Genomic DNA, 23,804 nt, shown 5'->3' on the forward strand with positions numbered 1-23,804 from the left:
CGGAGGGACTCTGGATTGCTTCGCTTCGCTCGCAATGACGGAGAAACTCGCAATGACGGGGAGGTGGCGGCGGCTCGCTTAGTCTGCCGATGATGCCATCATGCCAGTGTTTTGCCCGACGGAGCAAGCTGTTTCGGCAAAGACGAAATATGATTTCGGCAAAGACAAAATTTTTCTCCAGCCTTTTCAACCTCATCCCTACTGTGCATGGGGTTGTTTTCGCGCTTTTGGTGTTGCCTCCCTAACCCGGCCGCGAACTCAAGGAACTCCTGTAGCCCACCGCGGGTTCTATCCCCGTCATCCCGGCACCTCGCCGGGGCAGATGAAGGGGGAAAATTCCTGCATGCAGTGGAGCCTGCTCCGACCGGTCGGCCTTGTCGCCGCAGCTCTCGTCCTCACCACCGTTGCGGCCAGTGCCGAGGGCGGCAAATCGGCCGGTCCCTCGGAATTCCTGCTGGTGGCGCAGATCGTGCTGTTGATCGCGGTCGGCCGCGGTCTCGGCGAGATCATGCAGCGCCTCGGCCAGCCCTCGGTGATCGGCGAATTGCTCGCCGGCATCCTGCTCGGTCCCTCGCTGTTCGGTTGGGTCTGGCCTGACGCACAGCACGCGATCTTCCCCAGGACGCCCGAGCAGAAAGCGATGATCGACGGCATCGCGCAGTTCGGCATCCTGCTGCTGTTGCTGCTGACCGGCATGGAGACCGACCTCAAGCTGGTCAGGAAGGTCGGCAAGGCCGCGATCGCGATCTCGGTCGCGGGTATCCTCGTGCCCTTCGCCTGCGGCTTTGCGCTCGGCGAGTTCCTGCCGGATGCGCTGTTGCCGAATCCGCAAGCCCGCCTGGTGGCGTCGCTGTTCATGGGCACGGCACTGTCGATCTCCTCGGTGAAGATCGTCGCGGTGGTCGTGCGCGAGATGAATTTCATGCGCCGCAATGTCGGCCAGATCATCGTCGCCACCGCCGTCATCGACGACACCATCGGCTGGATCATCATCGCCGTCATCTTCAGCCTGGCCTCGCACGGCACGCTGGATATCGCCTCGGTGGCGAAAGCCGTGCTGGGCACGCTGGCCTTCCTCGCCATCAGCTTCACCATCGGCCGCCGCCTCGCGTTCCAGCTCATTCGATGGGCCAACGACACTCTCGTCAGCACCGCGCCGGTCATCACGGTGATCTTGCTGATGATGTGTGCGATGGCGCTGATCACGCATCTGATCGGCGTCCACACCGTGCTCGGCGCCTTCGTCGCCGGCATCCTGGTCGGCGAGTCCCCGATCCTGACGCGGCAGATCGACGAGCGTCTGCGCGGGTTGATATCCAGCTTCTTCATGCCGGTGTTCTTCGGTCTGGCCGGCCTAAGCGCCGACCTCACGGTGCTCCGCGATCCCCACCTGCTGATGCTCACCGGCTTGCTGGTCATGATCGCCAGTGTCGGCAAGTTCGGCGGCGCTTTCGTCGGCGGAACCGTGGGCGGACTGCACACACGGGAGTCGCTGGCGCTCGCGAGCGGGATGAACGCGCGCGGCTCGACCGAGGTGATCATCGCCACCATCGGTCTTTCGATCGGCGTGCTCAGCCAGAACCTGTTCACGATGATCGTCACCATGGCGATCGTGACCACGATGGCGATGCCGCCGATGCTGCGTGCGGCGCTGGCGAAGCTGCCGATGAACAAGGAGGAGCAAGAGCGCCTGGAGCGCGAAGAGTTCGAGAGGCGCGGCTTCGTCGCCAACCTCGAACGTCCCTTGCTGGCAGTGGACGAGAGCGTCAACGCCACCTTCGCCGCCCACATCGCCGGCCTGATCGCCGGCATGCGCGGCCTGCCGATCACGGTGCTGCACGTAGGCAAGCGCGCCAAGGAACAGGAGAAGGGCCGCGACGAAGAGGAAAGCCCCGAAACCGTGGTGAAGAAGGCCGCCGAGACCGTGTCGGCGCAGGGCGATGGCGATGTCGGCAGCGTCGATGTCGTCACCCGGGCAAGGCGTGCGGAGCTCGGCGAGTCAATTGCCGACGAAGCGCGCAAGGGCTTCGATCTTCTGGTCATCGGCGTCGACAAGGTTGCTGCCGCCAAGGATCGCTTCGATCGGCGGATCGAAGACATCGCAGCGAAGTTCGAAGGACCGCTCGCGATCGTGGCGGCCAAGGGCAAGCACCTGAAGCAGCCGATGCCCGAGGCGCTCAACATCCTCGTTCCGGTCTCCGGCAGCGGCGTCTCCAAGCGCGGCGCCGAGGTCGCGGTCGCGCTGGCGCAGGCGGGATCAGGCTCGCTCCGGGTGATCTATGTCGCGACGACGCGCGACAAGGGCGCGCAGCGCGGCGCCTCTCGTGGTCTGAGCCACGAGGCTGGCATCCTGAAGGACGCCAGCGATCTCGCCGCCCGCTACGAGGTCGACATCACCACGACCTTGCGCGCGAACCGGTCGCCCGAAGCGGCGATCCTGCGCGAGATCGAGACCACCGACGTCGATCTCGTGGTGATGGGCGTCGACCGCATCCAGGCCGATCACCTCTCCTTCGGCGGCGTCGCCGACGCCGTGCTCAGGCAGGCGAAAGTCTCGGTCCTGCTGGTCTCGAGCGGCGAGGCGCGGCAGGTCCCTTCGGAGAAGGCCTAGGACTTCACCTCGGCCACTGCCACCGCCTTCGGCGTCCTTTTCGACGCACGCCAGTTCTCGAAGCGCTGCACCACCACGAAGAACGCCGGCACGAACAGCACCGCGAGGCAGGTGGAGGCCAGCATGCCCGAGAACACGGTGATGCCGATCGACTTGCGCGCGCTGGCGCCGGCGCCGGTCGCGATCACCAGCGGCACCACACCGAGGATGAAGGCGAACGACGTCATCAGGATCGGGCGGAAGCGGGCGCGCGCGGCTTCGATGGCGGATTCCAGCACCGGCTTGCCGTCGCGGCCGTGCAGCTCGAGCCCGACCTCGACGATCAGGATGGCGTTCTTGGCCGACAGCGCGATCAAGAGGATCAGGCCGATCTGGCAATAGAGGTTGTTGTCGATCTTCAATGCGTTGAGGATCAGCATGGGCCCGAGCAACGACAGCGGCACCGCCAGGATCACCGAGATCGGTGCGTACCAGCTCTCGTACTGGCCGGCGAGCACGAGATAGACCAGCAGCATGGCCAGACCGAACACCCAGTAGATCTGGTTGGAGACGGCCTTCTCCTGATAGGACATCGCGGTCCATTCGAAGCCGGTGCCCGGCGGCAGCGTCTTGTCCGCGATCTCCTCCATCAGCTTCAGCGACTGGCCGGAGGAGTAGCCCTGCGCCGGCAGGCCGATGACGGTCGAGGACGGATAGAGATTGTACAGGCTGATCAGCGAGGGACCGGTGGCCGGCGTAATCGTGGCAACCGTTCCGATCGGGATCATGTCGCCGTTCGAGTTGCGCACCATCATGTTGGCGATGTCGCGCTCGGTGACGCGGAAGGCGGGATCGGCTTGGGTGTAGACCTGGAACACGCGGCCGAACTTGTTGAACTGGTTGACATAGGACGAGCCGAGATAGGTCGACAGCGCCGCGAACACCTGGTCCGTCGTGACGTGCAGGGTCTGGGTCTTGATGCGGTCGATCTCGACGTTGAATTGCGGCACCGAGGAGCGGAACGAGGACTGGACGCGCTGCAGCGCGCTCTGGCTCTGGCCGTTGCTGACCATCGCGCCGGTGATGGCTTGGAGCTTGGCGAAATCGCTGTTGCCGTCGCGCAGCTCGACCTGCATCGAGAATCCGGCCGCGTTGCCGATGCCCTGGATCGGCGGCGGCGGCAGCACCAGCGTGCGCGCCTCCATGATCACCGCGAGCTTGTCGTTCAGCCCGTAGACCAGCGAGCGCAGATCCTCGCCTGGTCCTTTGCGCGCGTCCCAGTCCTTCAGGATGATGTAGGCGACTCCGGCATTGGCAAGGCTGGCGCTGTTGTCGAGCGCGGAGATGCCGGCGATGGTGATGACCTGCTGGACTCCCGGCGTGTCCTTGATGAGCTCGCTCGCTCTGTCGAGCACCTTCTGGGTCCGCTCCAATGCGGCGCCGTCGGGCAGCTGCACGGCGGCGATCAGATAGCCCTGATCTTCGATCGGAAGGAAGCCGGTCGGCACCCGCGACAGTCCATAGCCGCCGATCACGATCAGCACCAGCGCGATCGCGACTGAGATCCCGCTGTTCCTGCACAGCACGCCGATCAGCCTTGTGTAGGCGCGCTCGACACGGTTGTAGACCGCGTTGAAACCCCGGTAGAAGAAGTTGCGCTGCTCCGGCGGCACGGTCGGCCGCAGCCAGAGCGCACATTGCGTCGGCTTCAGCGTCGCGGCGTTGATGGCGGACAGAAGCGCGGTTGCCGCGATCACCAGTGCGAATTGCGAATAGATCCGGCCCGTGAGGCCCGCGAGGAACGAGGCTGGCAAGAACACGGAGATCAGCACGAGCGTGATGCCGACGATCGGCGCGAACAGCTGGTCCATCGCCTTGATCGCGGCGTCGTGGCCGTTCATGCCCTGCTCGATGTTGTGAGCCGCGCCTTCGACCACGACGATGGCGTCGTCGACGACGATGCCGATCGCGAGCACGATCGCGAACAAGGTCGACATGTTGATGGTGAAACCGAGCGCGGCCATCGCGGCGAACGCGCCGATGATGGTGACGGGAACGGTCGTCGCCGGCACCAGCATCGCGCGCCAGTCCTGCAGGAATACCAGGATCACGACCAGCACCAGGAGGCCGGCCTCGATCAGCGTCATATAGACCTCGTGCACCGAGGCCTGCACGAATTTGGTGGTGTCGAACGGCGTGTCGTACTTCATGCCCTGCGGGAAGGCCTTCGCGAGCTCCGCCATCTTCTTCTCGACCGCCTGCTCGACCTGGAGTGCATTGGCGCCGGGCGACTGGAATACGCCAATGCCGGTGGCCGGCTGCTTGTTCAGGGAGAAGATCTGGCTGTAGGTCTGCGCGCCCAATTCGACCCAGCCGACGTCGCGCACCCGCGTGACGTCGCCGCTGGTGCCCGATTTGACGATGATGTTCTCGAACTCGGCGGTGTCGTCGAGTCTGCCGTTGACGTTGAGTGTATACTGAAACGCCTGTCCCGACGGTGTCGGCGGTGCGCCGACCTGGCCGGCGGAGACCTGCTGGCTCTGCTGCTGGATCGCCTGGATGACGTCTTGCGGTACCAAACCACGGACCTGCAGCTTGTTCGGATCGAGCCACACCCGCATCGAATACTGACCGGCGCCGAACACGGTGACGTTGCCGACGCCGGGCAGGCGCGAGAGTTCGTCGCGGAGGTTGATGGTGGCGTAGTTGCTCAAATAAAGGCTGTCGAAGGTCTTGTCGGGCGAGGTCAGCGTCACGAACAGCAGGATCGACGTCGATCGCTTCTGCACGGTGACGCCCTGGTTCTGCACCGACTGGGGCAGTTGCGACAGCGCGCTGGAGACGCGGTTTTGCACCAGCACCTGCGCGAAGTTGAGGTCGGTGCCGATCTTGAACGTCACCGTCAGCGTATAGGTGCCGTCCGAACCGCTGTAGGACTGCATGTAGAGCATATCCTCGACGCCGTTGACCTGCTGCTCGATCGGCAGTGCCACGGTGTCGATCACAGTCTTGGCGCTGGCGCCGGGATAGCGGGTCGTGACCTGCACCGTCGGCGGCACCACGTCGGGATATTGCGCGATCGCGAGGTTGAACAGCGCGACGCCGCCGATCAGGATCATCAGCAGTGCGATGACGTTCGAGAGGACCGGCCGCTCGATGAAGAACTTTGAGATCATAGCCGGCGCTCCTACTTGCGGATCTTACTTGGCAGACGCCTGCGGCTGCTCGATCTTCGTCACCTGCGGATCGATCTTCTGGCCCGGAATCACCCGCAGCAACCCTGCGGTCACCACGCGGTCCTCCGGCTTCAAGCCGCTTTCGATCACGCGCAGGCCGTTGTCGACGGGACCGATCTGCACCTTGCGTTGCTCGACAACGTTGTCGCCGTTGACGACGAGGAGATAGCGGCCGCCTTGGTCGCTGCCGAGCGCGGTGTCGGGCACGAGCAGGGCGTCCTTCTCCTGGGTGAAGGGCACGCGGACGCGGACGAAATAGCCGGGCAGCAGGACGCGCTTGTCGTTGGGCACGAGACCGCGCACCGCGAGCGTGCCGGTCGATTGGGTGAGGGTCGGAGCGACATAGTCGAGCTTGCCCTCATGCGGATAGCCGGCCTCGGTCTGCAGGCCGACTTGAATCGGGAATTGCTTCATGTCGGCGGCAGTGAGGCCGCGGCGAGCGGCCTCGGCACGGATGCGCAGCACGTCCTGCTCGTTGACGGTGAAGTTCACATAGATCGGATCCATCGCGACGATGGAGGCGAGTTGAGTGGGCGAGGAGACCCCGACGAGTTCGCCGATCGAGGCCATATGCGCGCTGACGACGCCGTCGAATGGTGCGCTTACCTTGGTGTAGCCGTAGTTGACTTCGGCGAGGCGGGTGTTGGCTTGGGCCTGCTGGAGGTTGGCCTGTGCGTTGTCGCGGTTCGAGGTCGAACTGTCCAAAGTCGCTTGCGAGACCGCTTGCCGCTGCACGAGATCGCTCTGCCGCTTGTAGTCGGCTTCCGCCTGCCGGAGCGAGGCCTGCGCGCCGGCCTCGGCCGCCTGCGCCTGGTCGAGCTTGAGCTTGTAGGTCTCGGGCTCGATCGTGAACAGCTGGGTGCCTTGCTTGACGAAGGCGCCGTCCTGGTAATCGATCGATTGCAGGAATCCCTGCACGCGCGCGACGAGATCGACATTCTTGACCGGCGCGGTGTTGCCGGTGGCCTCGACATACCGCGTCACCGGGCGCTGCACCGGCGCGGCGACGTCCACCTTGGGCGGCGGCGGGGCGACGAACGTATTCTTGTCCTCACAGCCGGCGAGCGCGGCCACGGCCATCGCGGCGGCCAGTGCCCGCCCGACATGTCTCCGCGCTGCGTTGCGTCGTGCGGGAGATGCAGGATTCGCGCAGGTCATTCGGTGGCCCCCGGTTACTGTCTGTCGGGGCGGAAGGCTATCAACAAATGCCCGGACGTGGAACACCATAGCCATGGCAGTCGTCGGCCTTGCACTGCAGACTGCGCTGTGGCCTTTGGCAGTTTTGCCATCAGAAACCGCTTTTCATCGCGCGCACGATCGACCAGAATTATGTCAAAGGCCCTGCGGCGGCACGCGAAGCAGTCGGGACGAACCAGAGAAGAATACAAGAAGAAAAGGTCGGGAGATCATGACATGCCCACGTCTCTCCAGTCGGTCCTTAAGTCGGTGCTTGCCGGCCTCGTTCTCGCCGCGGCGGTTGCCATGCCCGCGCTAGCCGATGGTCTGAAGGACGAGATCGCACCGACCGGCAAGCTGCGGGTCGCGATCGCGATCAGCCCGGCGGGCGGCGCGTTCTGGTCCACCAAAACCGAAGCCGGCTATGCCGGCGTTCCCGTCGATCTCGGCAAGGAGATGGCCGCCCAGCTCGGCGTGCCCGTCGAATATGTCGTGCATCAGAATTCCGGCCAGATCACCGATGCGGCATCAAAAGGCACTCTTGAAAAAGGTGCTTGGGACGTCACCTGGCTCCCGAAGGATCCCGAGCGCGAGACCAGGATGATGTTCGGCCCGATCTACGAGGTCGCGGACGCCACCTATATCGTCAAGGCCGCTTCGAACGTGACCAATTTTGCCACGCTCGACCAAGTGGGCATCAAGGTCGCGGCCGTCAACGCCACCACCACCATGCGCGGCGCGGTCGCGCATTTGAAGAATGCGAAAGTCACGGGCTACCAAACCTATGACGAGATTTTCGCGCTCCTCAGCAGCGGCGAGATCGACGCCTTCGCGCTGTCGCGCGATCAGCTCAACAAGATGGCGCAGAAGATCCCGGGCACGCGCGTGCTCGACGAGACCTTCAAGAAGACCGTCACCGCCGTCGCCGTCCCGCTCGGCCATAGCCATGCATTGGCGTTCGTGAGCAAATTCATGAACGACGCGGTGACGAACGGCACCTTGCGCAAGGCCTATGACAACAATGGCCTGAAGGACACGCCGATCCGCACCGAATAGGACGGCGGCGCAAGATCGCTGCGCCGCGCTGCGGCCCTACGGTTCCGCGGTGCGGATGCCCGCGGGGCTCACCTGCATCTTGAGCGTGGATGTCTTGTTCAGCGCTTTGCCGTCGAACGAGAAGGCGATCAGCTCGTTTTCGACCATGCACTGGGCCGCGACATATTTGGAGTCCTTCGACCACACCATGCCCTGGCACCAATGGCCGATCTTCGCTTCCGTCACCGGCGTAAGGTCAGTGCCCGAAATCTTGTAAATCTTGAGCAGTCCGAAATCGTTGAAGAACGGCGAGGCAGACGGCTTGTTCGAACCGTTCATGACGGTCACGGCCACATGGCTGCCGTCCGGGGACATCTTCACGGCTTCCGGCGTCTGCCCGACGGTGACTGTCGTGACGACGCGGATCGGTTTCGCCGTCATGTCGATCAGGCTGATCGAGTCGTTGTCACCGCTGCTGGCGCCGACATTGCCGACGATTGCCGTAGCGCTGCCGGTGAGATCGATGTCGTAGGGGCGGATGCCCGCGGAGAGATCGCGCTTGGCGTACTCGACCTTGCTCCCGTCCACGGTCAGAAGCGAGATCTTGCTGTCTCCGTCGCGGGTGACCAGCGCGGTCGCTCCGTCATGGGAAAAGACCGCGTGGCTGGGTCCTGATTTGGCGTCGCCGAGCTGGATCTTGCCGGCCGGCGTCAGCGTGCTCCCGCTGATCGTGAAGACCGAGACCGTGCCTTCGCTGCGGTTCGCGACCAGTGCCAGCGTGCCCGCGCGGTTGATCGAAACGCCGGCAGCGCCGGCGCCTGCTTGCAAGGTCGCCAGCACTTTGGGCGGCGTGGATTTCAGGTCGATGACCGAGAGCTTGTCGTCGGGCACCGTCTTGGCCGGATCCGCAGGATCGAGCTTCATCGCGCCGGTGACGAGGGCGAACGCGCCATCCGGCGCAATGGCCACGCTCGGCGGCGGGCCGACGACGCTGGCGGGGGCGGGCACCTCGCCGAGAAGTTTCAAGGCACCGTCGGTGAAGTCGATGACGCTCACCGTGTCGGGCAGCGGCTGCTTGCGCACCACGGCGCTGCCGTTCTCCAGCACCATCTTGCCGTCATTGGCCGTGACGACGATCTCGGCGTGCGCGGCGAGATTGGCGAGGCCCGCCAGCGATGTTGAGATCAAGGCCCATGCGGCACGGTGCGTGCGCTTGCGAAGAGCGGCTGTCATGTGTCCCCCCTGGATTTGTTTTTGTCCGAAGAAGCTAAATGCACCGGGCGCAGGACGCAATGACCAGGCGGCGAACGTTTGCCATCGAAGACGCCGACGGACGGCTACAAGGCGGGAGCTAGCTCTCACCCGCGTGCCACGCGGCGAGGCCCCTCAGCGCGGCTTGATCTCCGCATACTTCGTCATCGCCTTCTCGAATTTTCGCTTGAACAGCCACATCGCGCCAAGGATTTCCCGGAAGCTTGCCGAGGTGCGCGCCCGGTCGGCCTGTCCGAATGCGAAGATGCTGTTGTTGCGCAGGTGCTTCATGATCGTCGGACTGGACACCCTGTAGTTCAGGAGATCGCCGGACTTGAGCGCCGACCGCGTCGGGGTCGGAACGATCTGGATCAGCTCGAACAGCTTCATCTGGTCGATCGGGTCGGGCAGCGTCTTCACGATTGCCGGGATCTCCCGGAAAACATCCGCATGCGCGTTCATCAGGCCGTCGCGCACGTTGGTCCAGTGATTGAAACGATGATCGGTGCCGCTGGCCCGCGCCTCCTCCTTGTCGTCGCGCGCGCTCAACCCGGGATCGGCCGCCGCGATCTCGCCCTTGATGGCTTCCCATTTCCTGCGGCCGTTGCGGTCCTCGGACGGGCCGGTCTGGAAGCTGCCCATATAGGTGTTCGAGCGCCCGTTGCGGACGTTCTGCTTGCCGTTGGTCTCGGCGAAGAACAGCCCGAGGCTGATCCGGCCCGCGGCTTCGGCGTGGTCAGGCGCAAGCCCCTTGGCGCGCGCGATCGCGACCGCGAGATCGACCACGTCCTTGAACGGCGTCGCCGAGTTCTGCGCGCCGGCCGGCGGCGCTTCCATGATCTCGAACAGTTTTGAGTATTCGTCGACCAGCGGTTCGATATCGGCGTCGAAATAGGCCGGAGGTATCTCGAACTTGTTGGGCCTGCCGATCCGAGAGGGCATGGCGTCGGTGAGATCCTTGTAAGCACTGATCACGGCGACGCGTGCCAGATACAGCGCCTGGCCCGGCAGGTTCGGCAGCGGCTGCCTGGCGTCGATCTGGCGGCGCCGCTCGGCCAGAATCGCCTTGAAGTCGCCGAGCGCTCGCTCGTAGGTCGCAACCGCCTCCGATTGCCTGGCGGTGAGCGTTTGCGCCCGGCTCGGGACCAACGTCGTAAGGAGCAGCCCAAGTGCTGCGATGATGGCGAGGAGTTGACGTCGTGCAGGCATGGCCGGTTCCCCCAACGATTCGTCGGTCGGGGGATCGTAGCCTAGTCGTTGGCTTCGGGCGGCAGGAAGTCGACCTCGTGCAGCGCCGAGATGCGCACGACCTCGGCCGGGTCGGTCAGGTCATGGAGCTGATTGAACAGCGCCTCCAGTTTCTGCATCGGCGAGACCCAGAACAACGCACGGGCCGGTTTGTCGGATTTGTTGAAATAGCCGTGCGGGATGCCGCGCGGCAGGCGCACGAGGTCGCCGGCATGGGCCTTGACCCATTTGCCGTCGAGCTTGAGGTCGAGCGTGCCCTCCTGCACCAGGATGAATTCGTCCTGGGTCGGATGGATGTGCACCGGCACGAACTGGCCGGGATCGCTGTTGGTCTCGAACGCGAAGGTGGACTCGGTGACGGCCTTCGGGAAGTAGACCTGGCCGAGGATGTTCCAGGTCTTGCCGCCATAGCCTGTACCGTTCGCGGTGATGCCTTTTTCGAGTGACGTCATGGCTCGCCTCCAATGGGATTGTAACTGAGACGGAGTGTTGCGCAGCAGCCATGCGCTGTCCATGCGCAAGACGCGCCCTAACGCCTGTCGCGTTCAGCCGCCTGCCTGCGCAAAAACCCTTCGAGATCGGCCTGCACCGAATAGGGCGTCGGGATCGGATCGCCAACCGCGTCGACGGCGGTGTCGAGAGAGCGGCGCAGCATGCGCGCGAGCTCGGCCTTCCGATAGGGCTTTATCAGGAGCGGCGCGCCCTTGGTGGCACGTCCCTGCGCATGCGGGGCGTCGTAGGCATAGCCCGACGTGAATAGCACCCGCAGCGAGGGGCGCGCTGCCACCATCTCGTCGGCGAGCTCTCGTCCATTCAAGCTGCCGGCCATCACGATGTCGGTGAAGAGCAGGTCGAAGGGCGTGCCTTCGGCCGCGATGGCGAGTGCCTCGGCCGCATTGGCGGCCGGGATGACCTTGTAGCCGAGGCTTTCGAGCTGGACCGCAACGTACTGGCGGACGTCGCCGTCGTCCTCGACACAGAGGATGGTTTCCGTCCCGCCCACGACCTTGCGCTCGTCATAGCCGGTGGGGCGAAGCGTGCTCGCCTCCGCCTTCGGCAGGTAGATCGTGAAAATCGTGCCGCGTCCTTCTTCGGAAGCGACCTTGATGCCGCCGCCGGACTGTTTGATGAATCCGAACACCATGCTGAGCCCAAGCCCCGTGCCCTTGCCGACGTCCTTGGTCGAGAAGAAGGGATCGAAGATCCGCTCCAGAATGGCCGGCGGAATGCCGGTGCCGGTGTCGGCGATCTCGATCTCGACATAGTCGCCGGCATAGCCGGCCCCGACCGCCACGGCTTCGCGGACGCCGAACACGACGTTGCGCGTCGTCAATGTCAGTCTGCCGCCGTCCAGCATCGCGTCGCGGGCGTTGATCGCGAGGTTGAGAAGTGCCGAGCTCAATTGGCCGCGATCGACCAGGGCGAGCCAGATGTTGCCGTCGAGCCGGGTCACGATCTCGATCTTCTTGTCGAAGGTTGCCAGCAGCAGCTTTGCGAGCTCTCCGAGCAGTTCGTTGATGTCGCTCTCGGCCGGCTTGAGCGCCTGCTTGCGGGCAAAGGACAACAGGCTCGACGTCAGCGCGGCACCGCGGTCGGCGGCGTCGCTGATCAGCTTGGTGATGGTCGCAAGCGGCGGATTGTCCTTCACGGCGTCGGCGAGGATCTCGATGGTGCCCGTGATCACGGTGAGCATGTTGTTGAATTCGTGCGCGATGCCGCCGGTGAGCTGGCCGATCGCCTCCATCTTCTGGGCCTGGATCAGCTGCTCCGCGGCGGCGCGCTTCTGGGTGACGTCCTTGACGAAATTGTTGATGAGGGTGCGCTCCCCGATGCGCAGCGCCGTGCTGGAGGCCTCGATCAGGATCTCGTTGCCGTCCCGGTGCAGCGAGGGTCGCTTCGAACCGGATGCCGATCGGCGTATCCGACAATTCCGGCAGCAGCCGCATCATGCGTTGCCTGAAGCCGTCGCGCAGCGGTTCGGCGATGAGGAGGTTGACGACGTCGGTGCCGACCGCCTCCTTGCGCGTCCATCCGGTCAGGGCCTCGGCCTGAAGGCTCCATTCCAGCACGACGCCGCTCTGGTCGGTCTGAATGAAGGCGTCGAGCGCGGTCTTGATGACGGCTTGCGTCATCTGTGCGCTGGCCTGCGCCTGCTCGGCCAATTGCGCGGCGGCACGTTTTTCCTGCGCGGTTTCGATCGCGCGCGTGCACAGACGAGCGAGCAGGACGGCAATGGCGCCGCTTGCGAGCAGGGCGACGATCTGGGCAATGCCGAACCCGGTTCCGGTCGCGGCATAGGAGACGAGGAGAGCCGCCGCGGTCACGATGACCTGCGCGGTCATCGCGAGTGTCAGAAGCCCCCTGAGTTTCATGGTCTCACACCAACGCGTCAGTCGCGGCCCCCCGTGTCCGCCCTGTCAATGTCCGGCTCCACGTCAGCGACAGATGTGAGCTACAGATTCCGCGCGGCGGCGTCGAGGGGCAATTTGCGGTGGTGCCGGGTTGGCGGCGCTTCAACCTGCCGGCGAATCGGTCTGGCGCAGCGTCGTCACCCAGATCACGCGGGCCGTCTGCTGGGTCGGATTGTCGAACATGTGTGGCACGATGCTCGGAAAGCGAAAGCTGTCGCCGGCCTCGAGCAGATGGGCCTGGTTGTCGAGCCACAGCCGCAGGCTGCCCGAGAGGATATAGCCCGCCTTCTCGCCGGTGTGCTGCAGGAAGTCGGTGCCGGACGAGGCGCCGGGATTGAGCGTGAGCTCGTAGAGTTCGAGCTGGCCCTTGTCTGCCGGCGTCAGCGCTTCCTTGACGACGCCGCTGGCGGTGAGCCGCAGCAGGCGCCGGCTGTTCTTGCGCACGATGTAGCGCTGCACGTCGGCGGGATCGGTGGTCTCGAAGAAATAGGAGATGGGAACGTCGAGCGCGATGCTGAGCAGGCGCAACGTGCGTATCGACGGCATGGCACGCGCGCGTTCGAGCTGGCTGATCATGCCGTTGGAGAGGCCGGTCTTGTTGGCGACGTCCTGGATCGACAGGCCTGCACGTTGCCGCAGCAGCCGCACGGTCTCGCCGAGGCGCTGGTCGACCGCATCGTCGGCCTCGATCGCCGGAGCATCCTTCGGATCGTTGATCTCGCCGCGACCATCCATGTCGCTCTCCCGTGCATCATCTCAGCCCCGGACAACGATGGTCCGAAGCTTCAGTCGGAGTGAAAAGGTCGCGCATCCTAGCAATACGATTGACAGCTGTATTTAGTCGTGATGAACTTTTGATAGAAAAATTTAGAAGCACTAAAGCCCACTCCTGTCCCTTTGCCGGGGATCTCGGGGCGCGGGAGACGGTGCCGCGTGCGAAAACGGAGAGTGGTCATGGCGGACGACACCGGGAAGTTCGGCGTTGGAGCACTGCATCTCGGCAATCCGAATCGCCGTCAGATCTTTCAGCTCGGCGCAGGCGCCGCGGCGGGATGGACGCTTTCGGGCGCCGCATTTGCGCAGACCGAACGCCCGACCAATCCGCCCGACAAGCCGCGCGGGCAGGTGATCGCGGCGCTGTCGCAGGAGCCGACGGTCTTTCATCCCCTGATGCCGGGCATCGAAGTCGATCAGGGTATCTGGTGGCAGGTGTTCTCGCCGCTCTGGTTCATCGATCCCGACGGCAAGTTCGTTCCCGACCTCGCCCGCGAAGTCCCGACCCTCGAGAACGGCGGCCTGTCGGCCGACGGCCTGACCTGGAAGATCAAGCTCCGCAGCGACGTGAAATGGCACGACGGCACGTCGTTCACGGCCGAGGACGTGAAGTTTTCGCTCGAGCTGATCAACAATCCCGATTTCCGCGCGCGCAGCCGGGTCGGCCATAGCCTCGTGAAGGACATCAAGGTCGTCGCGCCCGACGAGATTCACTGGCGCATGGAAGCTCCCTATTCGCCCTACATGTCGATCCTGGGATCGCTGACCTTCATCGTGCCCAAGCACATCCTGGAGAAGGTGACCGATCCGAACGCCTCGCCGTTCCACAATGCACCCGTCGGCACCGGACCGTTCCGCTGGGGCGAGCGCGTGCCGGGCGACCACATTCAGTTGAATGCTCACACCGGCTATCACGGCAAGGGGCCGTACGTCGAACGGGTGGTGTTCAAGTACATTCCGGACCTGACCGTGCTCTACACCCAGTTCCGCACCGGACAGGTCGACTACACCGGCCTGCAAGGCATTCTGCCGAATTTCGTCCAGGAGGCGAAGACGCTGAAGGGGCGCAAGATCTTCGTCTCCTCGACGTCGTCGGTGGAGCACATTGCGCCCAATCTGGAGTTCGGCGCGTTGGCGGACCGCACCGTGCGCGAGGCGCTGTATCTCGCGATCAACAAGCAGGCGATCATCGATGCCTTGAACTACGGCCTGCCGACGCAGACCGAAAGCTTCGTGCCGCAACAGGCCTGGTCGTTCCAGCAGGGACTGCCGCAGCACAAATACGATCCGGCCAAGGCCAACACGCTGCTCGATGCGGCCGGTTGGGTCCGCGGCGCCGGCGGCGTGCGCGAGAAGGGCGGCGTCAAGCTCGAATTCGCCAATTCCACGACGTCGGGGAACGCGGTGCGCGAGCAGACCCAGCAGCTGCTGATCCAGGACTGGCGCGCGATCGGTGCCGCGATGCGCGTCAACAACATGCCGGCCGCCGTGATCTGGGGCGACTTCTGGCAGCAATCGAAATTCAACTCGGTGATCGTGGGGGTGAATTTCATGCTCGGCAGCGACCCCGACGTGACGCCCCGCTTCGGCTCCGGCGCCATCCCTGCCAAGGGTGGCCGCGGCTACAACACCTATCAGTATCGCAACCCGGAGGCGGATCGGCTTCTCGCCGAAGGTGCCAAGCAGTTCGATCTGGCGCAGCGCAAGACGACCTATGGCAATCTGCAAAAGCTCGTCCGCGACGACCTCGCGATCCTGCCGCTGTTCCAGGGCTTCATCGCCGAAGGCGTGAAGGAAGGGCTGCAAGGTTTCCGCCCCAACATCAACATGTCGATCAACTGCTGGAACATCCGCGAATGGTATTGGGCCTGATGGTTCAGGTGCGCGAGATCGCCTGAGATGGCCCCTTACGTCGCCAATCGCCTGGCGCAGGCGATCATGCTGCTGGTGATCGTGTCCGCGATCGGCTTCGCCATCCTGCATCTGGCGCCGGGCGGCCCGCTCTCGCAATTCGCCGCGTCCGCGCAGATGACGCAGGAGGATCTCGATCGCGTCACCCGGCAGCTTGGCCTCGATCGTTCGCTGCCGATCCAGTATCTGGACTGGTTCGGCCGGATGCTGCGGGGCGATTGGGGCCGCTCGTATCGCGACGGCGAGCCGGTGCTGGCGGTGATCTCCTCGCATCTTGGCGCCACGCTGGAACTGATGGCGACTGCGACCATCATCGCGGTGCTGCTCGGCTGCTGGATCGGTGTGCTCGGTGCGCTGCGCCGGTATTCGCTGTTCGATTCGCTGGCGACCGTCGGCGCCATGATCGCATTGTCGATCCCGACCTTCTGGTTCGGCCTCGTCACCATCTACGTGTTCTCCGTGAAGCTTGGCTGGCTGCCGGCCGGCAACCGGCAGACCGTCGGCGACGGCTCGCCGCTCGATCTGCTCCATCATCTCATTGCGCCGGCGCTGGTGCTGGCGCTGGTGGAGACCGCGATGTGGGGCCGCTTCATGCGCTCCTCGATGCTCGAAGTCATCAATCAGGACTACATTCGCACCGCGCGCGCCAAGGGCATGCCGGAATGGCGCATCCTTACGGTTCACGCCTTGCGCAACGCGCTGCTGCCGATGATCACGGTGGGCGGCCTTCAGTTTCCGACGCTGCTCGGTGGTGCACTGGTCGCCGAGACCGTGTTCACCTGGCCCGGCATGGGCCGACTGTTCCTCGATTCGATCGGCTACCGCGACTATCCGGTAGTGATGGGCATCCTGATGTTCTCGGCGATCATGGTGCTGATCGGGTCGCTGCTCGCCGACATCCTTTATGCCGTCGTCGATCCGCGCATTCGGGTGGGCTAGGGATGACGACTGCCGCCCTCTCCACCGATCAAGTTGCGCCGGGCCAGGCGGCGTGGCGGCGCTTCCGCCGGCATCGCCTTGCGCTCGCGGGCGCGTTGATCATTTTGCTTCTCATCCTCGGTTCGGCATTCGGCCCGTACCTCCTGCCGTTCGACGACACCTATATCGACGTCATGAAGCGGTTCGCACCCCCGCTGTCGGGCGCGCACATCCTCGGCACCGACGAGCTCGGCCGCGACGTGCTGGCGCGGCTGATGATGGGCGCGCGTGTCTCGCTGTCGATCGGCTTCGTAGCGATGGTGATCGCGATGGCGGTGGGCATCGTCGTCGGCGCCTTCGCCGGCTTCTATGGCGGCGTGGTCGGCGCGGTGCTGATGCGGCTCGTCGATGCCATGCTGTGCTTTCCGACCATCTTCCTGCTGCTCGCGCTCGCGGCGCTCATCGAGCCCGGCTTCGTCACCACCACCGTGCTGATCGCGGCAACCGCCTGGATGTGGGTGGCCCGCGTCGTCGAGGCCCAGGTGCGCTCGCTGCGGGAACGTGAGTTTGCGGTTGCTGCACTCGCGTTCGGCTCTTCGAACCTGCGGATCATGTTCCGCGAGCTCGTGCCCAACGCGGTCGCGCCGATCGTGGTGGCGGCGACGCTGAACGTCGCCAAGGCAATTCTGCTGGAATCCTATCTCAGCTATCTCGGTTACGGCATCCAGCCGCCGGCCGCGAGCCTCGGCAACATGCTTAACAACGCGCAGATCTATCTCACCAGCGCGCCCTGGCTCGCGATTGCGCCGGGCCTCGCCATCACGCTGGCGGTGACGAGCTTCAACTTCCTTGGCGACGGCCTGCGCGACGCGCTCGATCCGCGAATGAACATCCCATGATCTGCAAACGAGCGACGAGCCGAGCTGTCTCGATCGAACTGAATCTCCGGAGTGTCCCATGTCCCCGCCGCTCACCCGTATAAACAGTGACGAACGCCTGCCGGCGCAGGTGGATGTCGTCGTCATCGGCGGCGGCGTCATCGGCGTCTCCGCGGCCTATCATCTCGCGAAGAAGGGCCTCTCCGTCGCCCTGGTCGAGAAGGGCCATGTCGGCGGCGAGCAGTCGAGCCGCAATTGGGGTTGGTGCCGCCAGCAGGGCCGCGCGCGCGAGGAGATCCCGCTGGCCCGTGAGGCGCTGCGGCTGTGGGAAGACATGCAGAACGATGCCGGTGTCGATGCCGGCTTCCGCCGTACCGGCGTGCTGTTCCTGACCAAGAGCAAGGACGAACTCGCCAGCTGGGAGCGATGGGCTGCAACGGCGCGCGAGATGCAGGTGCACTCCACGGTCCTGACGCCGGCGGAGGTCGCCGTGCGTCTGCCCGGCAATGCCGAGACATGGGTCGGCGGCCTGCACACGCCGAGCGACGGGCGCGCCGAGCCCTCGATGGCCGTGCCGGCGCTTGCGACCGCCGCGCGAAAACACGGCGTCACCATTCATCAGGGCTGCGCCGCGCGTGGGTTGGAGACGCAAGGCGGACGGGTGAGCGCCGTCGTCACCGAGAAGGGCACTATTCGCACGCAATCGGTGCTGCTGTCCGGCGGAGCGTGGTCGTCGCTGTTCTGCCGACGCCACGGCATCGAGCTGCCGATCGGCCTCGTCAACGCCACCGCGTGCCGGACCACACCGGGGCCGGAGATCACCTCCGGCGCGCTCGGCACCGACTTCTATTGCATCCGCCGCCGCCTCGACGGCGGCTTTACACTGGCGCTGCGCAATCGCGGCACGGTCGAACTGTCGCCCGATCTGTTCCGCTACGCGCGGACCTTCTGGCCGACCTATCGTCATCGCAAGAACGGGTTGAAACTGTCGTTCGGCAAATCCTTCTTCGACCAGCTCATGCGCGGCACGAGCTGGAGCTTGGACAAGCCGTCACCGTTCGAGACCGAGCGGGTGCGCGATCCCGCGCCTGACATGTCGCTGGTCAATGCCGCGCTGGCTTCGCTGATCAAGTCGAACCCTGAATTGAAGGACATCGAGATCGCGGAAGCCTGGGGCGGTACGATCGACTGCACGCCAGATACCATTCCGGTCATCTCGCCGGTCGACGCCATGCCCGGCTTCTTCCTGGCCACCGGCTTCTCCGGCCACGGCTTTGGCATCGGTCCCGCGGCCGGCAAGCTCGCCGCCGACATCGTGACGGGCGCGACGCCGCTGGTCGATCCCGCGGCCTACAGCCACAAGCGCCTGATCGACGGCCGCCGGCTCGCGCCGGTCAGCCCGTTCTGAGGATCTTGCGGCATGACGGTTCTGTACAAGGCCAACATGGTTCGCGGCGCGGAGTGGGCGGGCTTCTTCGCCGAGCGCGCGCCCGAAGTGCCATTCCGGCTCTGGCCCGACATCGGCGATCCCGCCGACGTCCGCTATCTCGTGGCGTGGGTGCCGCCGGACGACATCGCGACGACGTTCCCAAACCTCGAGCTCGTCTTCTCGGTCGGTGCGGGTGTGGACCAGTTCGACGCGTCAAAAGTTCCGCCGCACATTCCGCTGGTGCGCATGCTGGAGCCGGGCATCGCGGAGACCATGGTCGAATACGTCACCATGGCGGTGCTCGCCCTGCATCGTGATCTCCTGCACTTCATCGGCCAGCAGAAGGCGCAAGTCTGGCGCGAGATCCGGATCACGCCGGCCAAACGTCGTCGCGTCGGCGTGATGGGTCTTGGCCAGCTTGGCCAGGCCGTGCTCGAACGCCTCACGGCGTTCGGCTTTCCGCTTCTCGGCTGGAACCGCTCGCCGCGCGAGATCGACGGCGTCACCTGTTATGCGGGCATGGAGACGTTGCCGGATTTCCTTGCGCAGACCGACATTCTCGTCTGCCTGCTGCCTCTGACCGACGAGACCCGCGGCATCCTGGATGCGGATCTGTTCGCGCGCCTGCCGCGCGGCGCGTCGCTCGTCAACGTCGGGCGTGGCCCGCATCTGGTCGAAGCCGACTTTCTCGCGGCGCTCGACAGTGGCGCATTGTCGGGTGCCGTCCTCGATGTCGCCGAGCCGGAGCCGCTGCCTGCGGGTCACCCTTTCTGGAGCCATCCGCGCATCCTGGTCACGCCGCACAATGCCAGCATGACCACGCCGGATACGGCGGTCGATTTCGTGCTGGATGTGATTGCGCGCCACCGTCGCGGCGAGGAGCTGCCTGGGCGTGTCGATCGTAGTCGTGGCTATTAGGACACCGGCATGAGCATGGGCGCAAGCGGAGCTGATCAAGTCGCTGCCAACGCGCAGTCGCCGGTGCTGTCGGTTTCCGGCCTGACGACGTCCTTCCTACGTGAGCGGGAATGGAGTCCCGTCGTCCGCGACGTGTCGTTCGATATTGCCTCGGGGGAAACCGTGGCGATCGTCGGCGAGTCCGGTTCGGGCAAGAGCGTCACCGCGCTCTCGATCATGCGGCTCATTCCGAAGGAGAACGGCCGAGTCGAAGGCAGCGTCCGGCTTGCCGGTCGCGACCTGCTGACGCTGCCCGAGGCGAGCATGAAGGATGTTCGTGGCAACGACATCGCCATGATCTTCCAGGAGCCGATGACGAGCCTCAATCCGGTGCTGACCATCGGCTTCCAGATTGCGGAAGCACTGATCCAGCACCGCGGCCTGTCGCGCGCGGCGGCGGAGGTCGAGACCATTCGCCTGCTCGATCGCGTGCGGATACCTGCGGCGAAATCGCGCTTCCACGAGCATCCGCATCGCTTCTCCGGCGGCATGCGCCAGCGCGTGATGATCGCGATGGCGCTGGCCTGCAAGCCGAGGCTGCTGATCGCGGACGAGCCGACCACCGCGCTCGACGTCACGATCCAGGCCCAGATCCTGGAGCTTCTGAAGGAGCTTCAGCAGGAAGAGGGGATGTCGATCCTCTTCATCACCCACGACATGGGCGTGGTGGCCGAGATCGCGGACCGCACCGTGGTGATGTATGGCGGCCAGGCGGTGGAGACCGACGTGACCTCGCGCATCTTCGCAGCCCCTTCGCATCCCTATACAAGGGCACTGCTCGCGGCCGTGCCACGCCTCGGCTCGATGGACGGGCGGACGCGGCCGATGCGGTTTCCGATCGTCGACAAGATGACGGGGACCTCGGACGAGCCGGCGGAGACGCCCGATACGGTCTCGATTGCCGAGCGACCGCTGCTCGAAGTCTCCAACCTCACGACGCGCTTTCCAATTCGCTCGGGCCTGTTCGGCAAGGTTTCGGGCCGCGTCCATGCGGTCGAGAACGTCTCCTTCACCTTGCGCGCCGGCGAGACGCTTGCGCTGGTTGGCGAATCCGGCTGCGGCAAATCGACGACGGGCCGCTCCATTCTCAAGTTGACGGAGCCGGACAGTGGCACCGTTCTGATCGACGGGCAGGATGTGCTGGCGATGAATGCCCGCACCTTGCGTGACTTTCGCAAGCAGATGCAGATCGTGTTCCAGGATCCGTTCGCGAGCCTCAACCCGCGCATGTCGGTGGGTACGGCGATTGCGGCCCCATTGCTCGCCAACGGGCTCGCGACGGCGTCGCAGGCGCGGGAGAAGGTCGCCGACCTGCTCGTTCGCGTTGGTCTCACCGCCGACATGGCCGCGCGCTTTCCGCACGAATTCTCCGGTGGTCAGCGCCAGCGCATCTGCATTGCTCGTGCGCTCGCGCTCGGACCGAAGCTGATCGTCGCGGACGAGGCGGTCTCGGCGCTCGACGTTTCGGTGAAGGCGCAGGTGGTCAATCTGATGCTGGACCTTCAGGCCAGCATGGGCCTTGCCTATCTCTTCATTTCCCACGATATCGCGGTGGTCGAGCGGATGAGCCATCGCGTCGCGGTGATGTATCTTGGCGAGATCGTCGAGACCGGTCCGCGCGCGGCCCTGTTCGGAAATCCGCAGCATCCTTATACGAAGAAGCTGATGGCGGCCGTGCCGGTGCCCGATCCAGCGCGCCGCGGCACCAGGCGCGAGGTAGCGAACGACGAGATCAGAAGCCCGGTACGCGCGCCCGACTACCAGCCGCCCGTTCGACAATATCGCGAGGTGTCGCCGGGCCACGTCGTCCAGGTCTGGGGCGAGGAATGGTCCAACTGACGTGCGCAGGCCGTAAAATCATTTCCAAAATGCACGATGGAATCGTGCAGCAATCTGTCGGGCAGGTCAACGGTGTTGTCCTTCGCCCAGCCCGGCCTGTGACATCACGCTGAAATCACAATGAAATCATCGCGTCGCGACCCGGTGCGACGGCCGACCGCAGCAGCTTCGTGTTATGCGCTGCAGCTGGACCGTCGGCCGGCGATCTCCGATAATGCGCGGATCTCGGGAAGGCCGGCGAAGACGTGCCTTTACGGATGGATTTACTGAAATGACACAAGCAGGCGTCTACGGGCAGAGGCTCGGGCAGGGCCTTCGCTCGGAGCAAGCACCGGTCCTGATCACGCGTTCGCTGCACAGCGCCGAGCTCGCGGTCACCGAAGTCCGCAACGACGATCCGACACCGGATATTTCCGGCTCGCTGGCTGCGGAAGATGCCTATCTCCTCAGCCTGAAACTCCGCGACTATCCGGATTGCGAATGCTGGGAGGAGGGCCGCTGTGTCACCAAGGCGGATGTTCGCGCAGGTGCGACCTATCTGTACGACCTCAAGCGCGACCCGCGCTATGTGATCGACAAGCCGTTTCACTCGCTCTTCTTCTATTTGCCGCGCTCGGCGCTCAACGGTGTTGCCATGCATCCGGGCGGGCCGCGGGTTGGCGAGCTCAGCTACGAGCCCGGTGTCGGTCATGACGACGCGGTCGTTCGACATGTTGGCGCCTCGTTGCAGCACGGACTGCGTCGGCCCGACGAGACCAACCAGCTTTTCGTCGATCACATGATGCTCGCGCTCACCGCCCATGTGGCCCAGACCTATGGTGGGCTGAAGCCAGCCGCAGAACCCAGCCGCGGCGGTCTCGCGCCATGGCAGGTGAAGCGTGCATGTGACCGGCTCGATTCCGATCTCTCGGGCAAGATCGCGCTACAGCTGATCGCAACCGAGCTTGGCCTGTCAGTCAGCCACTTCTCACGCGCATTCCGGATCTCCACCGGCCTGCCGCCGCATCAATGGCTGCTCCAGCAGCGCGTCAAGGCGGCCAAGCAACTGATGTCGGTCCGCGACCTGCCGTTGTCCGAGATTGCCATCTCGGCCGGATTTGCCAATCAGAGCCATTTCACCCGCGTGTTCTCGTCCATCGTCGGCGTCAGTCCGGGCGCGTGGCGCCGCGAAACGGATGGCGGACGGGACAAGGCTTAGATTTACCGGCGCTTCGCCAGCGAGATCGTGTAGGCCGTGCGGCGCGCCGCAAAGATCTCGTCCGGCGGATGGCGGATGCCGTCGGCAAGATTGACCGGATTGAAGATGGAGCCGTCGCAGGCCTCATCGGCCTCGAGGCTGGTGATGACGATGGTCCCGAGCCGCACCTGTTCACGGTTGTCCTCGTCCGGCCATCGCAGGGTCACGTCCATGGTGGGATCGCCGGGACAGTCGAGCAAGGCCATCACGTTGAAGCGGACATCGCCGGCTGCGATCCTCCGCGCAAGATCGTCATGCAGGAAATCGGCCGACTTCGCCCTCGCTTCGTCCTCGCTCAAGGTGACGTCGCCGCCGACAGGCGCGACCTTGAACTTGATGAAGCGGGTCTCGCCGTTCGCGTTCGTCGCGGGAAAGGCGTGCACGCCCCAATAGGTCGTGCCGGCAAAACTGCCGGGCAGCCGGTGTGCCGCGATGTAATTCGCCTGGTTCAGCGTTTCAGGATTGGCCGCGGAAAAAGCCCGGACCTTCTCGATGTCAGGCTCGCCGTCCGCGCCCGGAATGCGCGCCTCGAGAAAGGCGAGCATCTGGTCGAGTGTCCGCGCAAAATGCACCGGAGCGCTTTCCAACAGGATGTCCGAGCGATGCGCGTCGTCGCCAAGCCTGAAGCTGAAGCCACGCAGCACGAGGTCGTTGGTGTCGGTCACCCCAGGATTGCCTCCGCCAACGGAGAAGCGCGCCAGCACGCGCGAGGGCTTGGTGAAGCTCAGCGATCGCGTGATCTCTGCGGCGCGGTCGGACGGGGCATAGGTCCCGCGCACGCATCGACCCTTGGCGAAGCTCGCACGCACCTTTGGCGGATTGCCTGCGACCGCCTTCAATGCATCGACGATCGCGGCGGGTGTTACAGCGAGGGGGAGTTCGGACATGGCTTGGCCTCCGGCGCGAGCGGCATG

16 protein-coding genes and 1 pseudogene are annotated in these 23,804 nt (G+C 64.8%); 9 read left to right on the forward strand and 8 right to left on the reverse strand.

The annotated features are described in order from the left end of the window. Positions 1 to 343 precede the first annotated feature (343 nt). Positions 344 to 2,611, forward strand: a complete 2,268-nt coding sequence (locus ACVIN2_RS29805) for a cation:proton antiporter domain-containing protein (protein WP_456768316.1) — start codon at positions 344 to 346, stop codon at positions 2,609 to 2,611. On the opposite strand, the gene ACVIN2_RS29810 is transcribed toward ACVIN2_RS29805, so the two are convergent. Continuing rightward, complete coding sequence (locus ACVIN2_RS29810; protein WP_456768317.1) at positions 2,608 to 5,766, reverse strand: efflux RND transporter permease subunit; 3,159 nt, start codon at positions 5,764 to 5,766, stop codon at positions 2,608 to 2,610. The genes ACVIN2_RS29805 and ACVIN2_RS29810 overlap by 4 nt on opposite strands. Before the next feature lie 24 nt (positions 5,767 to 5,790). Then, on the reverse strand, positions 5,791 to 6,984 hold the full coding sequence (locus ACVIN2_RS29815; protein WP_456768318.1) for an efflux RND transporter periplasmic adaptor subunit: 1,194 nt from the start codon (positions 6,982 to 6,984) through the stop codon (positions 5,791 to 5,793). Between the two features lie 255 nt (positions 6,985 to 7,239). Between ACVIN2_RS29815 and ACVIN2_RS29820 the strand changes: the two genes are divergently transcribed. Continuing rightward, positions 7,240 to 8,058 carry an ABC transporter substrate-binding protein gene (locus tag ACVIN2_RS29820; RefSeq protein ID WP_456768319.1) on the forward strand — a complete coding sequence of 273 codons (819 nt, stop codon included), beginning with the start codon at positions 7,240 to 7,242 and terminating at the stop codon, positions 8,056 to 8,058. A 36-nt stretch (positions 8,059 to 8,094) separates the two neighbouring features. Here ACVIN2_RS29820 and ACVIN2_RS29825 read toward each other — a convergent pair whose 3' ends face one another. The 5 genes and pseudogenes from ACVIN2_RS29825 to ACVIN2_RS29845 form a co-directional block, all read right to left on the reverse strand. Beyond that, entirely contained in the window at positions 8,095 to 9,270 is a 1,176-nt protein-coding gene (locus ACVIN2_RS29825) for a YncE family protein (protein WP_456768320.1), read from the reverse strand. A 153-nt stretch (positions 9,271 to 9,423) separates the two neighbouring features. Then, the gene (locus tag ACVIN2_RS29830) at positions 9,424 to 10,497 is read right to left on the reverse strand and encodes a hypothetical protein (protein WP_456768321.1); all 1,074 of its coding nucleotides are present in this window, start codon (positions 10,495 to 10,497) and stop codon (positions 9,424 to 9,426) included. A gap of 41 nt (positions 10,498 to 10,538) precedes the next feature. Then, positions 10,539 to 10,988: a cupin domain-containing protein gene (locus ACVIN2_RS29835; protein ID WP_027570597.1), complete on the reverse strand. Its 450-nt coding sequence runs from the start codon at positions 10,986 to 10,988 to the stop codon at positions 10,539 to 10,541. A 77-nt stretch (positions 10,989 to 11,065) separates the two neighbouring features. Then, positions 11,066 to 12,908 (reverse strand): annotated as a pseudogene (locus ACVIN2_RS29840) (ATP-binding protein). Positions 12,909 to 13,049: 141 nt separating this feature from the next. Further along, a complete protein-coding gene (locus ACVIN2_RS29845; protein WP_007595614.1) occupies positions 13,050 to 13,682 on the reverse strand; it encodes a cupin domain-containing protein in 633 nt (210 codons plus the stop codon). Positions 13,683 to 13,901: 219 nt separating this feature from the next. Between ACVIN2_RS29845 and ACVIN2_RS29850 the strand changes: the two genes are divergently transcribed. From ACVIN2_RS29850 to ACVIN2_RS29880, 7 genes are all read left to right on the forward strand, one after another. Next, positions 13,902 to 15,593 (forward strand): peptide ABC transporter substrate-binding protein, encoded by a 1,692-nt coding sequence (locus ACVIN2_RS29850; protein ID WP_456768322.1) that lies wholly within the window; start codon positions 13,902 to 13,904, stop codon positions 15,591 to 15,593. 27 nt (positions 15,594 to 15,620) lie between these two features. Beyond that, the gene (locus ACVIN2_RS29855; RefSeq protein ID WP_456768323.1) at positions 15,621 to 16,571 is read left to right on the forward strand and encodes an ABC transporter permease; all 951 of its coding nucleotides are present in this window, start codon (positions 15,621 to 15,623) and stop codon (positions 16,569 to 16,571) included. A gap of 2 nt (positions 16,572 to 16,573) precedes the next feature. Then, the gene (locus ACVIN2_RS29860) at positions 16,574 to 17,449 is read left to right on the forward strand and encodes an ABC transporter permease (RefSeq protein ID WP_456768324.1); all 876 of its coding nucleotides are present in this window, start codon (positions 16,574 to 16,576) and stop codon (positions 17,447 to 17,449) included. A gap of 58 nt (positions 17,450 to 17,507) precedes the next feature. Further along, on the forward strand, positions 17,508 to 18,836 hold the full coding sequence (locus ACVIN2_RS29865) for an NAD(P)/FAD-dependent oxidoreductase (RefSeq protein ID WP_456768325.1): 1,329 nt from the start codon (positions 17,508 to 17,510) through the stop codon (positions 18,834 to 18,836). Between the two features lie 12 nt (positions 18,837 to 18,848). After that, on the forward strand, positions 18,849 to 19,775 hold the full coding sequence (locus tag ACVIN2_RS29870; protein WP_456768326.1) for a 2-hydroxyacid dehydrogenase: 927 nt from the start codon (positions 18,849 to 18,851) through the stop codon (positions 19,773 to 19,775). 9 nt (positions 19,776 to 19,784) lie between these two features. Continuing rightward, the gene (locus ACVIN2_RS29875; RefSeq protein WP_456768327.1) at positions 19,785 to 21,653 is read left to right on the forward strand and encodes an ABC transporter ATP-binding protein; all 1,869 of its coding nucleotides are present in this window, start codon (positions 19,785 to 19,787) and stop codon (positions 21,651 to 21,653) included. Positions 21,654 to 21,924: 271 nt separating this feature from the next. Then, entirely contained in the window at positions 21,925 to 22,851 is a 927-nt protein-coding gene (locus ACVIN2_RS29880; protein WP_456768328.1) for a helix-turn-helix domain-containing protein, read from the forward strand. A 2-nt stretch (positions 22,852 to 22,853) separates the two neighbouring features. Here ACVIN2_RS29880 and ACVIN2_RS29885 read toward each other — a convergent pair whose 3' ends face one another. Next, the gene (locus ACVIN2_RS29885) at positions 22,854 to 23,777 is read right to left on the reverse strand and encodes a catalase family peroxidase (RefSeq protein ID WP_456768329.1); all 924 of its coding nucleotides are present in this window, start codon (positions 23,775 to 23,777) and stop codon (positions 22,854 to 22,856) included. Positions 23,778 to 23,804: the final 27 nt, after the last annotated feature.

Source organism: Bradyrhizobium sp. USDA 3650, assembly GCF_054057395.1.

What these genes read in the sequence shown, in the direction of transcription:
- ACVIN2_RS29805 (WP_456768316.1), top strand. Translation starts at nt 344, where the DNA reads ATGCAGTGGAGCCTGCTCCGACCGGTCGGCCTTGTCGCCGCAGCTCTC.
- ACVIN2_RS29810 (WP_456768317.1), bottom strand. Translation starts at nt 5,766, where the DNA reads ATGATCTCAAAGTTCTTCATCGAGCGGCCGGTCCTCTCGAACGTCATC.
- ACVIN2_RS29815 (WP_456768318.1), bottom strand. Translation starts at nt 6,984, where the DNA reads ATGACCTGCGCGAATCCTGCATCTCCCGCACGACGCAACGCAGCGCGG.
- ACVIN2_RS29820 (WP_456768319.1), top strand. Translation starts at nt 7,240, where the DNA reads ATGCCCACGTCTCTCCAGTCGGTCCTTAAGTCGGTGCTTGCCGGCCTC.
- ACVIN2_RS29825 (WP_456768320.1), bottom strand. Translation starts at nt 9,270, where the DNA reads ATGACAGCCGCTCTTCGCAAGCGCACGCACCGTGCCGCATGGGCCTTG.
- ACVIN2_RS29830 (WP_456768321.1), bottom strand. Translation starts at nt 10,497, where the DNA reads ATGCCTGCACGACGTCAACTCCTCGCCATCATCGCAGCACTTGGGCTG.
- ACVIN2_RS29835 (WP_027570597.1), bottom strand. Translation starts at nt 10,988, where the DNA reads ATGACGTCACTCGAAAAAGGCATCACCGCGAACGGTACAGGCTATGGC.
- ACVIN2_RS29845 (WP_007595614.1), bottom strand. Translation starts at nt 13,682, where the DNA reads ATGGATGGTCGCGGCGAGATCAACGATCCGAAGGATGCTCCGGCGATC.
- ACVIN2_RS29850 (WP_456768322.1), top strand. Translation starts at nt 13,902, where the DNA reads ATGGCGGACGACACCGGGAAGTTCGGCGTTGGAGCACTGCATCTCGGC.
- ACVIN2_RS29855 (WP_456768323.1), top strand. Translation starts at nt 15,621, where the DNA reads ATGGCCCCTTACGTCGCCAATCGCCTGGCGCAGGCGATCATGCTGCTG.
- ACVIN2_RS29860 (WP_456768324.1), top strand. Translation starts at nt 16,574, where the DNA reads ATGACGACTGCCGCCCTCTCCACCGATCAAGTTGCGCCGGGCCAGGCG.
- ACVIN2_RS29865 (WP_456768325.1), top strand. Translation starts at nt 17,508, where the DNA reads ATGTCCCCGCCGCTCACCCGTATAAACAGTGACGAACGCCTGCCGGCG.
- ACVIN2_RS29870 (WP_456768326.1), top strand. Translation starts at nt 18,849, where the DNA reads ATGACGGTTCTGTACAAGGCCAACATGGTTCGCGGCGCGGAGTGGGCG.
- ACVIN2_RS29875 (WP_456768327.1), top strand. Translation starts at nt 19,785, where the DNA reads ATGAGCATGGGCGCAAGCGGAGCTGATCAAGTCGCTGCCAACGCGCAG.
- ACVIN2_RS29880 (WP_456768328.1), top strand. Translation starts at nt 21,925, where the DNA reads ATGACACAAGCAGGCGTCTACGGGCAGAGGCTCGGGCAGGGCCTTCGC.
- ACVIN2_RS29885 (WP_456768329.1), bottom strand. Translation starts at nt 23,777, where the DNA reads ATGTCCGAACTCCCCCTCGCTGTAACACCCGCCGCGATCGTCGATGCA.